Source organism: Bradyrhizobium sp. CSA207 (assembly GCF_029051685.1).
GTDB lineage: Bacteria > Pseudomonadota > Alphaproteobacteria > Rhizobiales > Xanthobacteraceae > Bradyrhizobium.
Window position 1 is genome coordinate 245,272 of sequence record NZ_JAACFT010000001.1, and the last position, 14,942, is coordinate 260,213.

At 64.1% G+C, this 14,942-nt stretch carries 13 protein-coding genes; 6 read left to right on the forward strand and 7 right to left on the reverse strand.

Features of this window, described 5'->3' with window-relative positions; genetic code table 11:
- Window positions 1-32: 32 nt before the first annotated feature.
- On the forward strand, window positions 33-1,724 hold the full coding sequence (locus tag GWG65_RS01115) for a methyl-accepting chemotaxis protein (RefSeq protein WP_275193441.1): 1,692 nt from the start codon (window positions 33-35) through the stop codon (window positions 1,722-1,724).
- 266 nt (window positions 1,725-1,990) lie between these two features.
- On the opposite strand, the gene GWG65_RS01120 is transcribed toward GWG65_RS01115, so the two are convergent.
- Both GWG65_RS01120 and GWG65_RS01125 read right to left on the reverse strand, forming a co-directional pair.
- On the reverse strand, window positions 1,991-3,508 hold the full coding sequence (locus tag GWG65_RS01120; protein ID WP_275193442.1) for an acetyl-CoA acetyltransferase: 1,518 nt from the start codon (window positions 3,506-3,508) through the stop codon (window positions 1,991-1,993).
- A 116-nt stretch (window positions 3,509-3,624) separates the two neighbouring features.
- Complete coding sequence (locus GWG65_RS01125) at window positions 3,625-4,758, reverse strand: nitronate monooxygenase (protein WP_275193443.1); 1,134 nt, start codon at window positions 4,756-4,758, stop codon at window positions 3,625-3,627.
- A gap of 279 nt (window positions 4,759-5,037) precedes the next feature.
- Here GWG65_RS01125 and yghU point away from each other — a divergent pair, with 279 nt between their 5' ends.
- Complete coding sequence (gene yghU / locus GWG65_RS01130) at window positions 5,038-5,919, forward strand: glutathione-dependent disulfide-bond oxidoreductase (RefSeq protein ID WP_275193444.1); 882 nt, start codon at window positions 5,038-5,040, stop codon at window positions 5,917-5,919.
- A gap of 193 nt (window positions 5,920-6,112) precedes the next feature.
- Here the strand turns inward: yghU and GWG65_RS01135 are convergent, their stop codons facing one another.
- The 3 genes from GWG65_RS01135 to GWG65_RS01145 all read right to left on the reverse strand — a co-directional run bounded on the left by GWG65_RS01135 (window position 6,113) and on the right by GWG65_RS01145 (window position 8,938).
- The gene (locus tag GWG65_RS01135) at window positions 6,113-7,390 is read right to left on the reverse strand and encodes an acyl-CoA dehydrogenase family protein (protein ID WP_275193445.1); all 1,278 of its coding nucleotides are present in this window, start codon (window positions 7,388-7,390) and stop codon (window positions 6,113-6,115) included.
- Window positions 7,391-7,645: 255 nt separating this feature from the next.
- Complete coding sequence (locus GWG65_RS01140; RefSeq protein WP_275193446.1) at window positions 7,646-8,023, reverse strand: VOC family protein; 378 nt, start codon at window positions 8,021-8,023, stop codon at window positions 7,646-7,648.
- 135 nt (window positions 8,024-8,158) lie between these two features.
- Window positions 8,159-8,938 (reverse strand): SDR family oxidoreductase, encoded by a 780-nt coding sequence (locus tag GWG65_RS01145; protein ID WP_275193447.1) that lies wholly within the window; start codon window positions 8,936-8,938, stop codon window positions 8,159-8,161.
- Window positions 8,939-9,102: 164 nt separating this feature from the next.
- Between GWG65_RS01145 and GWG65_RS01150 the strand changes: the two genes are divergently transcribed.
- The 3 genes from GWG65_RS01150 to GWG65_RS01160 are packed head-to-tail and all read left to right on the forward strand — an operon-like array spanning window position 9,103 to window position 11,255.
- On the forward strand, window positions 9,103-9,891 hold the full coding sequence (locus tag GWG65_RS01150; RefSeq protein ID WP_275193448.1) for an enoyl-CoA hydratase/isomerase: 789 nt from the start codon (window positions 9,103-9,105) through the stop codon (window positions 9,889-9,891).
- Entirely contained in the window at window positions 9,888-10,874 is a 987-nt protein-coding gene (locus tag GWG65_RS01155) for a phosphotransferase family protein (protein ID WP_275193449.1), read from the forward strand. Before GWG65_RS01150 ends, GWG65_RS01155 begins: the two co-directional genes overlap by 4 nt.
- A gap of 3 nt (window positions 10,875-10,877) precedes the next feature.
- Window positions 10,878-11,255, forward strand: coding sequence for a DUF6285 domain-containing protein (locus GWG65_RS01160; RefSeq protein ID WP_275193450.1), 378 nt, complete (start codon window positions 10,878-10,880; stop codon window positions 11,253-11,255).
- Between the two features lie 219 nt (window positions 11,256-11,474).
- Here GWG65_RS01160 and GWG65_RS01165 read toward each other — a convergent pair whose 3' ends face one another.
- The gene (locus tag GWG65_RS01165; RefSeq protein ID WP_275193451.1) at window positions 11,475-12,254 is read right to left on the reverse strand and encodes an enoyl-CoA hydratase-related protein; all 780 of its coding nucleotides are present in this window, start codon (window positions 12,252-12,254) and stop codon (window positions 11,475-11,477) included.
- A 208-nt stretch (window positions 12,255-12,462) separates the two neighbouring features.
- Here GWG65_RS01165 and GWG65_RS01170 point away from each other — a divergent pair, with 208 nt between their 5' ends.
- On the forward strand, window positions 12,463-13,737 hold the full coding sequence (locus tag GWG65_RS01170) for an acyl-CoA dehydrogenase family protein (RefSeq protein WP_275193452.1): 1,275 nt from the start codon (window positions 12,463-12,465) through the stop codon (window positions 13,735-13,737).
- A 268-nt stretch (window positions 13,738-14,005) separates the two neighbouring features.
- Here GWG65_RS01170 and GWG65_RS01175 read toward each other — a convergent pair whose 3' ends face one another.
- Entirely contained in the window at window positions 14,006-14,743 is a 738-nt protein-coding gene (locus GWG65_RS01175; protein ID WP_275193453.1) for an AMP-binding protein, read from the reverse strand.
- Window positions 14,744-14,942: the final 199 nt, after the last annotated feature.

Consider the following 14,942-nt stretch of genomic DNA (forward strand, 5'->3'; position numbering starts at 1 on the left):
CGCGCGCCCGCGCCAGTACAAAGAGACCCATTATGCTCTCCCAAATCTCCATCCGCGCCAAGATCATCAGCGTCGTGGCGTTCCTGCTGGTCGCCATGACCGGCATGGGGCTGCTCGCCGTCATGAAGATGCGGGCGATCAACGCCAATACGGTCGACATCACCGCGAACTGGATGCCCAGCGTGCGCGTGATCGGCGATCTGCGCGCCGGCGTCATCACCTACCGCAACGTCATTCGAGAGCACATGCTGGCGGAAACGCTGGAGGACAAGCTTGCGGCAGAGAAGACGCTCGCGACCGTGGTCGAGGCCAACACCAAGTTTCGCAGGACCTATGAGACGATGATTACCTCGCCCGAGGAACGTGCTCTCTACAGCCAGTGGTCCAAGACGTGGGAGGACTACAAGAAAGGCACCCAGGAAGTCATGGCGCTGTCCCGCCAGGAGGCCGGCAAGATCCCGCACGCGGCGCACGAGTTGAACACCAAGACGGTCAACAAGATCGGGCTCGAGGCCGACGCTATCCTGGCCAAGGATATCGAGCTCAACACCAAGGGCGGCGATCAGGCCGCCGCGGACGCCTCCGACACCTATTACTCCGCCTTCGTGCTGGTCGCGATCATCCTCGGTGCTGCCGTTATCGCCGGCATTGGCGTCAGCTTCTACCTCGTCCACGACGTCTCCAACGGTATCAACTCGATCATCGAGCCGATGCAGGCGCTGGGCAAGGGCGACCTGAGCGCGGAAGTCCCGCACCGCGGCGAGAAGACCGAGATCGGCGCCATGGCCGACGTGCTCCAGATCTTCAAGGAGGCGCTGATCGCCAAGAAGGCGGCCGATGAAGCCGCTGCCGCCGATGCCGAAGCCAAGATCGAGCGCGGCCGCCGCGTCGACAACGTTACCCGCGAATTCGAAACGATGATCGGCGAGATCGTGCAGACCGTATCCTCGGCCTCGACTCAGCTCGAAGCCTCGGCCTCGACCCTGACCTCGAGCGCCGACCGCTCCCAGCGGCTGGCGACCACGGTCGCGGCGGCTTCGGAAGAGGCTTCGACAAACGTGCAGTCGGTGGCCTCGGCGACGGAGGAGATGGCTTCCTCGGTCGGCGAGATCAGCCGGCAGGTGCAGGAATCGGCGCGGATGGCGGGCGACGCCGTCGGCCAGGCGCGCACGACCACCGAGCGCGTCAGCGAGCTGTCCAAGGCGGCCTCGCGCATCGGCGATGTCGTCGAGCTGATCAACACCATCGCCGGGCAGACCAACCTGCTGGCGCTGAACGCGACCATCGAGGCGGCGCGCGCCGGTGAAGCCGGCCGCGGCTTCGCGGTGGTGGCTTCCGAGGTGAAGGCGCTCGCCGAGCAGACCGCGAAGGCGACCGGCGAGATCGGCCAGCAGATCTCCGGCATCCAGGCGGCGACCAACGATTCGGTCGGCGCGATCAAGGAGATCTCCTCGACCATCGAGCGCCTGTCGGAAATCTCCTCGGCCATTGCAGCTGCGGTGGAAGAGCAGGGCGCGGCGACCCAAGAGATCGCCCGCAACGTGCAGCAGGCAGCCCAAGGCACCCAGCAGGTCTCCTCCAACATCACCGACGTGCAGCGGGGCGCGACCGAGACCGGCACGGCCTCCTCGCAGGTGCTGTCGGCGGCGCAGATGCTGTCGAATGATTCGAGCCGGCTGAAGACCGAGGTCAGCAAGTTCCTGATCAACGTCCGCGCGGCGTAAGTCGGCGGAAACGCGCAATCGCAACGACCGGTGCTCTCGGGCACCGCTCGTTCCGTGCGCGTGGCCGGCGCCAAGGGCAAACCGGCGACCGCGTCGGAGCAGCAGGCGCCGAAGGGGTAGGTCATTTCGTGCCCCGGACGCTGCGCAGCACGAAGTGATGCGATGCAGAGCCGGGGGCCATCTCACCGCCGCGTACCGTATCGCCATCTGAGTCCCTGCTCTGCGGAGCAGCACTGCGTGCTGCACCGCGTCCGGGACACAGGGGCTCACACCACCCGCCATTCCGGCACGCCGTCGGCGGCCATCGTGATCTCGCCGAGCGAGCCGACCGGCGTACGTTCCATATCGAGCAGACGCGCCAGCGTCGCTCTGTCGCCCGCCGGAATCCGCGCCAGCGTACGGTGGTCGTCTTCCGTACGCAGCATCACCGCGCCATGCTCGACATCGCCGCTCCGGCCGTAGAGCACCGTAAAACTCTCGACCTTGCCCTTGCCGCCAGCCTCGGCGACGAACTCCGGCACGGCGCGCTTGTTGCGGTCGGCGTCGGATTGCACGCTGGTCTCCTGCGCCAGCGCCTCGCGCGGCGGCGTCTTCGAGACCACCAATGCATGATGCTTGGTGACGAAGCCGCCCTGTCCGTAGAGCAGGCCGAGCCTTGCGCCGTCGCGCAGGCGCCGCACCATCGCGCAGGCGGCATGCGTCATATAGGTATTGAGCGGCGCGCCGAAGAAGGTGAGCCCGCCGGTCACCGTCGGCTGCACGTCGGCGGAAAGGCCCAGCGTCCGCCGCGCCATCTTCGGCACGCAGGGAAAGCAGCTGTAGAGCTCGATCGCGTCGAACTTCCTGCCGTCGCCGCCCGCGAGATCTATCACCGCTTTCAGCACCGCGTTCTGCGGATGGCTCTCGTAGAACTGGTCGCGCAAGAGATAGTCGCGCGGCTCTTCCGCCGCTGCTCCACCCAGCGGGTACACCAGCTTGTCCTCCGCGATGCCGGCCGCACGTGCCTTGGCAAGGCTGGTGAGCAGTAGCGCACCGCCCATGTTGACCATGGGATTGGCCACCATCAGCTTTGTATAGGGCCAGGCGATCAGCCGGTTATCCGTGTTCGGTGTCGTGATCTCGTCCGGCGCAAAGCGCCGCTGCAGCCATGCGCTCGGATTTTGCGCGGCGGCTTGCGAATAGCGCGACCACAGCGTTCCCGACTCTTCCATCGCCTCGCGCGGCGTCTGGCCCCAATGTGCCGATGAAGCCGCCTCATAGAACGGATAGACGGTGACGGGACGAAACACGCCGAGCTTCACGGCCAGCGGCTTCTGGAACGCCGCGCCGCGCTTCGGCTCCTCGACGTCATGCGCGAACGGCGTCCACGGCAGCTTTACGCCGGCACGTTCGGCCTTGGTCGCAGTCGACTGTGCCTCCGCGCCGCACACCGCAGCGACGCTGCATTCGCCGCGCGCGATGCGCTGCGCCGCCTCGTGAATGTAGCGGATCGGACTCTCGCCGCCGACCGGGCCGTAGTAGCAATGGGAAGGCGCAATGCCGAGCCGCTGCGCCAGCAGTTTTTCCGGATCGCGATAGCGCCAGCTCAGGAAGTTCACGATGTCGAGCGACTGCACCTCGCCGAGCAGCTTCGCGCCGGCATCCGCTTCCGCGCGACGCAGCGCCTGTTCGAGCAGATCGAGCGGCTCGAGTCCCTCAGTGATCTCCTTGGGGCGGTCGACGATCTCGCCGACGCCGACGATGACGGGAATGCGATCTTCAGAGAGGATAGTCTTGTCTGTCATGATTTCAATTCGCGATATCAGTTGTTTTCGTCATTGCGAGCGGAGCGAAGCAATCCAGAATCTTTCCGCGGAGACAGTCTGGATTGCTTCGCTTCGCTCGCAATGACGAGTGGGGTCTACTCCGCCACCAGCGCATTCATGTGCTCAACGGCTTCGGCAAAGTCTTCCTTGAACTCCTGCACCACGGCGCCGGCCGACTTCACGCTGTCGATCAGGCCGACGCCCTGGCCGACGAAATAGCTGACGAGATCGCGCGCCCGTGCGTTGCCGCTCGCCGCCGCGCGGTCGATCGCGTTGAAGGCATCGCGGCTGATGATGCTCTGAAGCGGCATCGGCAGCGCGCCCGGGCTCTCCGGCGCGCGGTCCCAGGCATCGGTCCAGACCGAACGGAGCTGCCGCGCCGGTTTGCCGGTGCGGCCCTTCGAGCGCACCGCGTCGCGCGAGGATGCCGCGATCATCTTCTCGCGAAAGATCTCGGTGGTCTCGGCCTCGACGGTCGCAAGCCACACCGAACCGGTCCACGCGCCGGCCGCGCCCATGGCCATGCAGGCCGCCATCTGCCGTCCCGTCATGATGCCGCCGGCCGCCAGCACCGGAACGTCGCGGATGCCTTTGATCGCCTTGATCACCTCGGGCACCAGCACCATGGTCGAGACCTCGCCGCAATGGCCGCCGGCCTCGGTGCCCTGCACCACGAGGATATCGACGCCGGCTGCGACCTGGCGCAGCGCATGCTCCTTGGCGCCGACGAGGGCCGCCACCGGCACGCCGTGTGTCCTGCCCATTTCGATCATGGCCTTGGGCGGCACACCCAGCGCATTCGCGATCAACCGGATCGGATGGCGAAAGGAGACTTCCAGCAGCTCCAGCGCGTTCCTGGCGTCGAACGGCTGCGGCTGGTTGTCCGCGACGCTGGTCATTGTGAGCTCGATGTCATACTTCTTCAGGAGATCGCTTGTGTAGTCGCGGTGCTCCTGCGGCACGCGGGCCTCAAGGCTCTTCCAGGTGACATCCTTCTCGCCTGCGGTCGACATGTTTTCGGGGATCAGCACGTCGATGCCGTAGGGCTTGCCATCGACGTGCGCGTCGATCCATTTCAGCTCGCGCTCGAGTGTGTCCGGCGTATGCACGGTGGCGCCGAGCACGCCGAAGCCACCGGCGCGGCTGACGGCGGCAACGACGTCCCGGCAATGGCTGAAGGCAAACAGCGGGAACTCGATCCCCAGCATGTCGCAGATCGGCGATTTCATGGCTCCCTCCCGGCGGCCGCCCCGCGTTGCTGTTGTTGCTCTCTTGAGCGAATGCTCATCGACGCTAGATCATCGTCTTGCGCAATGCCAATCCGGATTTGATGGTGCATCTTGCGTGCACACGCCGTCGGCAGATGCGCGTGATCCAGGAGCTCCTCGGCAAGGTCAAGTTGCATGACACGGGCATGAGCTCCGCGCCTCGTGCAGATCGGGCGGCCTTGCCATCGGCCATTTGCGGGCTAATTAATGCAGACGCATCTTTTCGCCGGAGCCCATTGCATGACCGATGCCCCCGCCTACGTACCGCCCAAGGTCTGGACCTGGAATAAAGAGAATGGCGGGCAGTTCGCCAATATCAACCGTCCGATCGCCGGTCCCACCCACGATAAGGAACTGCCGGTCGGCCGCCATCCGCTCCAGCTCTATTCGCTGGCGACGCCGAACGGCGTGAAGGTCACGGTGATGCTGGAGGAGCTTTTGGCGCTGGGCCACAAGGGCGCCGAATACGACGCCTGGCTCATCAACATCGGCAAGGGTGAGCAGTTCGGCAGCGGTTTTGTCGACATCAATCCGAACTCGAAGATCCCGGCGCTAATGGACCGTTCCGGCCCCGAGCCGATCCGCGTATTCGAGTCCGGGTCGATCCTGTTCTACCTCGCGGAGAAATTCGGCGCCTTCCTGCCGAAGGACATCAAGACCCGCACCGAAGCTATGTCCTGGCTGTTCTGGCAGATGGGCAGCGCGCCCTATCTCGGCGGCGGCTTCGGCCATTTCTACGCCTACGCGCCGAGCAAGATCGAATACGCCATCGACCGCTTCGCGATGGAGACCAAGCGCCAGCTCGACGTGCTCGACCGGCGGCTCGCCGATAACGAGTACCTTGCCGGCAGCGAGTACAGCATCGCGGACATCGCGGTATGGCCCTGGTACGGCGCGCTCGCCAAGGGACTGGTCTACGGCGCCGGCGAATTCCTCTCGGTGCAGGACTACAAGAATGTGCAGCGCTGGACCGACCAGATCGCAAAACGTCCGGCCGTGAAGCGCGGCCGCATGGTCAACCGCGTCTCCGGCGATCCCGCAAGCCAATTGCACGAGCGCCACGACGCCGGCGATTTCGACACCAAGACGCAGGACAAGATCGGCGAGGCTGCCGCGTCGTAGGCGGTGTTCGCTTCACCTCGCCCCGCTTGCGGAGAGAGGTCGAATTCGATCGCAGATCAAATTCGGGTGAGGGGGAGTCTCCGCGAGTCCGACTGACACTGTTTTCCCAGAAACAGCCCCTCACCCCAACCCTCTCAGCGCGAGCGAAGCTCGTCGCGTCCCCGTAAGAACGGGGAGAGGGAGAGGCGAGACCTTACGCCATGCTCAGCTCGTGGCGTCCGACCACCATCCAGTGCACCTCGTCCGGACCATCCGCAAATCGCAGGTGGCGTACGTCCTGATACATCTCGGCGAGCGGGGTCCAGTGCGAGATGCCGGTGGCGCCGTGCATCTGGATCGCCTGGTCGATGATCTTGCAGGCGCGCTCCGGCACCATGGCCTTGACCATGGAGACCCAGACGCGGGCCTCCTTGTTGCCGAGCACGTCCATCGCCTTCGCCGCCTTCAGCACCATCAGCCGCATCGCCTCGATCTCGCAGCGCGCCTGCGCGATGATCTGCATGTTGCCGCCGAGATGGGCGATCTTCTTGCCGAAGGCTTCGCGGGTCAGCCCCCGCTGCACCATCAAATCGAGCGCCTTCTCCGCCTTGCCGATGGTGCGCATGCAATGATGGATGCGGCCGGGTCCGAGGCGGAGCTGCGAGATCTCGAAGCCGCGGCCTTCGCCGAGCAGGATGTTCTCCCTGGGCACGCGGACATTGTTGAATCGCATGTGCATGTGGCCGCGCGGCGCGTGATCCTGCCCGAACACGTACATCGGGCCGAGCACCTCGACGCCGGGCGTGTCGCGCGGCACCAGGATCTGCGACTGCTGCTTGCTCGGCGCCGCATCAGGATTGGTCTTCACCATCACGATGAGGATCTTGCAGCGGGGATCGCCGAGGCCGGAGATGTAGTACTTCTCGCCGTTGATGACCCATTCGTCGCCGACGAGCTTTGCGCTTGTCGAGATGTTCTTGGCATCGGAGGAGGCGACATTGGGCTCGGTCATGACATAGGCCGAACGGATCTCGCCGTTGAGCAGCGGCTTCAGCCATTTCTCCTTCTGCTCCTTGGTGCCGACGCGCTCCAGCACCTCCATGTTGCCGGTGTCGGGCGCCGAGCAGTTCATGCTCTCGGATGCCAGCGGGCTCTTGCCGAGTTCGGAGGCGATATAGGCGTAGTCGAGATTCCTGAGGCCCTGGCCGGTCTCGTCGTCGGGCAGGAAGAAGTTCCAGAGACCTTCCTGCTTGGCCTTGTTCTTGGCCTTCTCCAGCACCTCGAGCTGCTTCGGCGTAAAGCTCCAGTGGTCCTCCTTGGTCTCGCCCGCCTTGGCAAACTCGATCGACATCGGCTCGACGGTGTCGCGGATGAACTTCTTGACGTGGTCGTAGAGTGGCCGGACCTGGTCCGACATGCGCAAATCATTGAGCTCGTCGCCGGGATTGAGCGTGTAGTTGGTGGTGCGGGGAATGTAGGCGTGTTTTGTCATTGTTCCTCCCGGGTCGCTGAGATCGCATTGGTCCGAAGAATAGTCGCAGTGCGACGAAATCGCGAGCGCGTATTTTTTCACGCGACCATGCCACGTGATGGAATATCGCGAGGGCGTTTGAAATGTTGTTTGAAGGCTGTGGGCCGAGAGGTGTAGCCCGGATGGAGCGTAGCGCAATCCGGGTCACGTGAGGCTCGCTCTGTCCCGGATTGCGCTTCGCTCCATCCGGGCTACGGCATTCGATGTACGGATGGCTCACGCCATCCGATGCATCGCGCAGATCTTGTTGCCATCGAGGTCGCGCAAGTACGCGAGGTAGGCCTTTCCGGCCGAGCCTTCGCGAATGCCGGGCGGATTCTCGCAAGTCTTGCCGCCGCCGGCGAGGCCGGCCGCATGCCAGGCGTCGACCTGCTCCGGCGAGTTGCAGGCAAAGCCGATGGTGCCGCCGTTCGCCGCTGTCGCCGCTTCCCCGTTGATCGGCTTCGACACCGAGAACACGCCGGTCTTGGTGATGTAGAAGATGCGATGGCCGTCGACCCGGGCCGGCCGCACCTCGAGCGTGGCGAGCAGCTTGTCGTAGAAGGCCTTGGCCTTGTCGAGGTCGTTGGTGCCGATCATGACATGTGAAAACATTTGCCCGCTCCCTTCTGCACTTATTAAATGCGAACTTGTAGCCCGGATGGAGCGCAAGCGTAATCCGGGGGAGTTGCCCCAAGTTACACCGGTCCCGGATTGCGCTTCGCTCCATCCGGGCTACGCGGCCGAACATCAGAACGCCGTATAGCCGCCGTCGATCACGAAGGTATCCGCCGTGTGATAGGACGACGCTTTACTCATCAGGTACACGGCGATGCCGCCGAAATCGGATGCCTCGCCGAAGCGCCGCAGCGGAATCCGCGGCATCACGTTGGCGACGAATTTGTCGTTGGCCATGAGGCCAGCGGTCATGTCGCTCTTGATCCAGCCGGGCAGGATCGCGTTGGCGGTGACGCCATGGCGCGCCAGCTCGACGCCGAGCGCGCGCACCAGCGCGTTGATCGCGGCCTTGGTCGCCGCATAGTGCTCGTTGCGCGCGGTGCCGAAGATCGAGGCGAGGCTCGAAGTCGCAACCAGGCGGCCAAAGGGATCGCCGGCATTGGCGCGGTCGGTCATGTGCCTGGCGGCGGCCTGGAATGCGTGGAAGACGCCGTCGAGATTGGTCGAGAACATCGTGCGCCATTCCTCCTCGGTGCGCTCGATGAAGGAGCGCCGCCCGCCGCCGCCGATGCCGGCATTGGCAAAGCAGCCGTCAACCCGTCCGAAAATGTCAAGCGTCGCCTTCATCGCCGCATCGACCGAGGCTGGGTCGGTGACGTCGCAGATTCGGGTATCGACCTTGCCGGGCAGGCCGGCCAGGCTCGCGGCAGCGCTTCTGTTCTTGTCAGGATTACGTCCCCAGATCGAGACGTTGCAGCCCTGGCTGGCAAGCGCGTGCGCAATGCCGAGCCCGATACCGCCATTGCCGCCGGTGATTACGGCCACGCGGCCGGTGAGGTCGAAGAGGTTCATGGCGCGTTTCCCGTTTTTGCTTAAGGCGCATCAGCCGCTGCGCGCAAGATTGCTTGCTATGCTCTGATCACCATGGACAAGAGCGCGCCAAAAATCAAATATGCGCACCGGCAAAAGAAATTCCGGTCTGCGAAACATCGCGGGCGACAACTGACGAGGAAACCATGCAGTTCAAACATGTCACGCTCGATTTCGATGGTTCGGTCGCGATCCTGAGGCTCGACCATCAGGAGGTGATGAACGCGGTTTCCGTGGATATGCTGGGCGGTCTTGCGGAAGCGCTCGATACGATCGAGGAAAAGAGGGACGAGGTGCGCTGCGTCGTCCTGACTGGCGCGGGCCGGGCATTTTGCACCGGTGCGAATCTCCAGGGCCGCAACAACCAGTCGAAGAAGACCAAAGCCGGCCTGACGCTCGAGACCGGTTTTCATCCCTTCCTGCGCCGCATCCGCAATCTGCACTGTCCGATCGTCACTGCGGTCAACGGTCCTGCCGCCGGCGCCGGCATGAGCTTTGCGCTGCTCGGCGACATGATCCTGTGCGCGCGCTCGTCCTATTTCCTGCAAGCCTTCCGCCGCATCGGGCTCGTGCCGGATTGCGGCTCGACCTGGCTCTTGCCGCGCCTCGTCGGTCGGGCGCGCTCGATCGAATTGTCATTGATGGGCGAGCGGCTGCCGGCCGAGAAGGCGCTCGAATGGGGGCTCGTCAACCGCGTCTACGATGACGGCGTGCTGATGGAGGAGGCGATGAAGCTCGCGCGCGAGCTCGGCAGCGGTCCGACGGTCGCGCTCTCGCTGATCCGCAAGCTCTACTGGGACAGCCCGGAAAATTCCTTCGAGGATCAGCTCAATCTCGAATTCCAGTGCCAGCTGCGCGCCGGCGATACCCAGGACTTTCGTGAAGGCGTCGGCGCGTTTCTGGAGAAGCGCCCGGCGCAGTTCAAAGGCAAATGATCGAGGCGGAGCTTTCCCGCAGCGTCGTGCGTTGGTGCCCGGGCGCGACCGGCGCGACGGACGCAGCAAAGCTGTCGGGGGGCGCCAGCCAGGAAACCTGGCGCTTCGATATCGTGCATCCCGAGGGCCCGATCGGCGCGATCCTGCGCCGTGCACCGAAAGGCTATGGCGCGGCGCCGACGCGTGCGGCGGGCCCTGCGGCTGAGGCACGGCTGATGCAGCTCGCCTACGAGGCCGGCGTGCCATCGCCGCGCGTCATGCATGTGCTGGTGCCGGAAGACGATCTCGGCACCGGCTTCATCATGCAGCGGATCGAAGGCGAGACCATCGCCCGCAAGATCCTGCGCGATGACGAGTTTGCTGCGGCGCGGCCGCTTCTGGCGCGGCAGATCGGCGAGGTGCTGGCCGGTCTGCACGGGCTGCCGCTGTCAAAGCTGCCTGAGCTCCGGCACATGACGGCAACGAAGGAGATCGCTGAGTTCGAGCGCGACTATCGCAGCCTGGAGTGGCCCAAGCCCGTGTTCGAGCTGGCGCTGCGCTGGCTGCGAGAGAACGATCCCGGTCCTTCGCCTGAGGAGACGCTGGTGCACGGCGACTTCCGCAACGGAAATCTCATCATTGGTTCCGACGGCATCCGCGCGGTTCTGGACTGGGAACTCGCCCATCTCGGCGACCCCATGGAGGATCTCGGCTGGGTCTGTGTCAACTCGTGGCGCTTCGGCGAGATCGACAAGCCCGTCGGCGGTTTTGGCTCGCGCGAGGAGATGTTCGCCGGCTACGAAGCCGCCGGCCGCAAAGTCGTCCCGTCGCGCGTAAAATTCTGGGAAGTGATGGGAACGCTGCGCTGGGGCATCATGTGCGGCGGCATGATGCAGCGCTTTCGCGAAGGGCCGGACCATTCGATGGAGCGCGCCATGATCGGCCGCCGCGTCTCCGAGACCGAGATTGATCTGTTGCGGCTGCTTGCGCCGCGCGGGAGCTGAAGCATGCAGGACGAACCGACACCGCCCGAGCTGACCAAATCGGTCTCCGATTTTCTCCGCAACGACATCGCGCCGCTGATCTCCGGCCATCAGGCCTTCAAGCTGCGCGTCGCCATCAACATGCTCGACCTGGTGACGCGGCAATTGACCCTGGAGGAAGGCAGTGACGCTGCCGAAGTGACGCGGCTGCGCGCGCTGCTCGGAACGGACGGCTCGGTGACGGAGCTCAACCGCGTCCTCTCCGAACGCATCGCCAAGGGCGAAGTCGACCTTGCAACGCCGGGCCTCGCCGAACACCTCTGGCAAACCACGATGGACAAGCTCGCGATCGATCAGCCGAACTATGCGTCCTATAAACGAGAGCTGTCGAGAGACGGCTAAGCGCAGCTCCATCTTCCGTCATTGCGAGCGTAGCGAAGCAATCCAGAGCCTTTCCGCGGAGGCAGTCTGGATTGCTTCGCTGCGCTCGCAATGACGACGTTGAGGCAGAGGCGCGCACTCTCTCCGCATCGTCGTGCCCGGGCTTATCCCGGGCATCCACGTGGTGCTGCGCGGCGAAGCGTGGATGGCCGGGACAAGCCCGGCCATGACGCGACAATCCTACTTCCCCACCCATTTCGGCGGACGCTTCTCCGAGAACGCCTTCGGGCCCTCGATGTAGTCCTGCGAGGCCACCATCGCCTTGACCGCCGGATACTCCCGCTGCTGCTCGATCGCCTGCTCCAGCGAGACGCCAAGCCCCTTCTGGATGGTCTGCTTCGAGGCGCGGATCGACATCGGCGAGTTCTTCGTGATCATCTCTGCCCAGCGCAGCGCGCCCGCCAATGCCTCGCCCTGTGGCACCACCTCGTTGACGAAGCCGAGCTCATGGCCCTCTTTGGCGCTGACATGGCGCGCAGTGAGGATCATCCCCATGGCGCGCTTCAGGCCGATCTGGCGCGGCAGCCGGTGCAGACCGCCGGCGAGCGCGGCGAGACCGACGCGCGGCTCCGGCAGCGCGAAGGTCGCATTCTCGGAGGCGATGATCAGATCGCAGGCGAGCGCGATCTCGAAACCGCCGCCCATGGCAACGCCGTTGACCGCCGCAATGATCGGCTTGTCGCAGTCGAAACGCGAGGTGAGGCCAGCAAAGCCGCCCTTGTCCCAGCCGCGCTTGCCGCCCGCCGCCTGCCACTTCAGGTCGTTGCCGGCGCAGAACGCCTTGTCGCCGGCACCGGTGACGATCGCGACCCACTGCTCGGGGTCGGCGGAAAAATCGTTAAAAACCCGTTGGAGCTCGAAATGCGCATCCGTGTGCAGCGCATTGTAGACCTCCGGCCGCGACAGCGTGACGATCGTGATCGGCCCCTTGCGTTCCACCTTCGAAAATTTCAGGTCCATGGTCGCTCCCCGCATTTTCTCTTGAAGGAATATTGGTGCCATACTAGCGCGGCGGCACGGTTCAACACCATCGATTTGCGCAACGCGGCTTGCGCACCTCACACGCCTCGGCTTGCTTGACTTGCGCATGCGCTTCTCACCTTAATCGCGTGAAGCAGAGGCACGCGTAGCGCCTTAACGCAAACCAAAAATCATCCGGGAGAGAGCCGTGGATTTTTCATTGCCTGCCGATCTCGTCGCCTATCTCGGAGAGCTCGACCGTTTCATCGAACGCGAGATCAAGCCGCTGGAAGCGGCCGACGACAACATCCGCTTCTTCGATCATCGCCGCGAATGGGCGCGCACTGATTTCGAGAATGGCGGCCTGCCGCGGCATGAATGGGAATCGCTGTTGCGCAAGGCAAAGGATCTCGCGGATGCCGCCGGCCACCTGCGCTTTCCAGTCCCGAAGCAATATGGCGGCAAGGACGGTTCCAACCTCTGGATGGCGGTGATCCGCGAGCATTTTGCCGCAAAGGGGCTCGGCCTGCACAACGATCTGCAGAACGAGCACTCCATCATCGGCAATTTCCCGGTCGTCACCATGCTCGACCGCTATGGCCGCGACGACCAGAAGGCGATGATCGACGGGTCGATCAAGGGCAAGTACCGCATCACCTTTGGCCTGACCGAGCCCAACCACGGCTCGGACGCCACCCACATGGAGACGCGCGCGGTGCCGGCGACCCGCGACAACGTCAAGGGCTGGATCATCAACGGCGAGAAGATGTGGACCACCGGCATGCACGTCGCCACCCATTGCGCGCTGTTCGCGCGCACCAGCGGCAATGACGGCGATGCCCGCGGCATCACCTGCTTCCTGGTGCCGGCTAAAAGTCGTGGCGTCAGGATCGAAGAGTACATGTGGACCTTCAACATGCCGACTGACCATCCCCGCGTGAGCTTTACGGACGTGTTTGTGTCGGAGGACGCGCTGTTCGGCGAGGTCGGTCGCGGCCTATCGCTGGCGCAATGCTTCGTGCACCAGAATCGGATCCGTCAGGCGGCGAGCTCGCTCGGTGCCGCCGTCTACTGCATCAACGAAAGCGTCAAATATGCGCGCGAGCGAAAGCCGTTCGGCAAGGCGCTCGCCGAGAACCAGGCGATCCAGTTCCCGCTGGTCGAGCTCGCGACGCAAGCCGAAATGCTGCGCCTGTTGATCCGCAAGACCGCCTGGGAGATGGACCAGCTCACCGAGGAGCAGATCGAGCGCACGCTCTCTGACCGCGTCTCGATGTGCAACTACTGGGCAAATCGCCTCTGCTGCGAATCCGCCGACCGCGCCATGCAGGTCCACGGCGGCATGGGCTATTCACGCCACAAACCGTTCGAGCACATCTACCGCCATCACCGCCGCTATCGCATCACGGAGGGAAGCGAGGAAATCCAGATGCGCAAGGTGGCGGGATTCTTGTTCGGGTATATGGGGCCGGGGAAGCATTAGCCGTCATTGCGAGCGAAGCGAAGCAATCCTGAATCATTTCGGGGAGACGCTCTGGATTGCTTCGTCGCATCAGCGCAAAATTGCTTCGCAATTTTGTCGCGAGCTCCTCGCAATGACGTAGGAGAGAGGCGCGCATCTGCCTCCACACCGACATTGCGAGCGAAGCGAAGCGATCCAGAATCTTTCCACGGAGGCGGCCTGGATTGCTTCGTCGCTTCCGCCTTCGCTCTTCGGGCTACAGCGGACAAGTCGCTCCTCGCAATGACGATCAATTCACCCGCCGGTCCTTCCCCGCCCAATACGGCTCGCGCAACTGCCGCCGCAAAATCTTGCCTGACGGATTGCGCGGCAGCGCCGGCAGGAACTCCACGCTCTTCGGCGTCTTGAAGCCGGCGATGCGCTCGCGGGTGAAGTTGATGATGTCGGTGGCGGTCGCCTGCTTGCCGGGCTTCATCACCACGACGGCCTTCACGGCTTCGCCCCATTTGTCGTCGGGCACGCCGATCACGGCGGCCTCCGCCACATCGGGATGATCGTACAGCGCGCTCTCGACTTCGGCGGGATAGATGTTCTCGCCGCCGGAGATGATCATGTCCTTGATGCGGTCGTGGATGACGGTGCGGACACTCGGCAGCTTGTCCTTGATCTGATGAACGAGTGCGATGAACTCCGGTGCCACGAACAGCACCGGCGCCTTGCAGTCGCCGACGATGAAGGCGACCTCGGGTCCTGCGAGCCGCCAGTTCACCGGCGCCATCACCACGCCGGCCTTCATCGCGCCCATCAGCAGCTCGAAATAAATGTCGCTGTTCTTGCCGAGATAGGCGATGCGCTCGCCGTGCCTCACGCCCATCGCAATCAGTGCATTGGCGACCTGGTTGGTCTTGACGTCGAAGTCGGCAAAGCTGGTGGCGCGCCGCTCGAACTCAAAGGCAATGGCGTTGCCGCGGCTCTTCGCGCGCTCGCGCACCATGTCGGCGAGATTCGCCAATGGCTGTGTGGACATGTTTCTCCCGTGGCGTCTGTTTTTATGCCGCAGAGTGTGGCGTCATCCGTGGGCAAAGACAATACGGGGGAGGGAAGAGGCGGGTTTGGTGTCCCGGACGCGCTGCAGCGCTCTTTGCGCTGCTGCGCAGAGCCGGGACCTAGTCTGCTTCCATGTGTGAGGAGCTAGGCCCCGGCTCAGCAGCGCACCACGCCGCAAG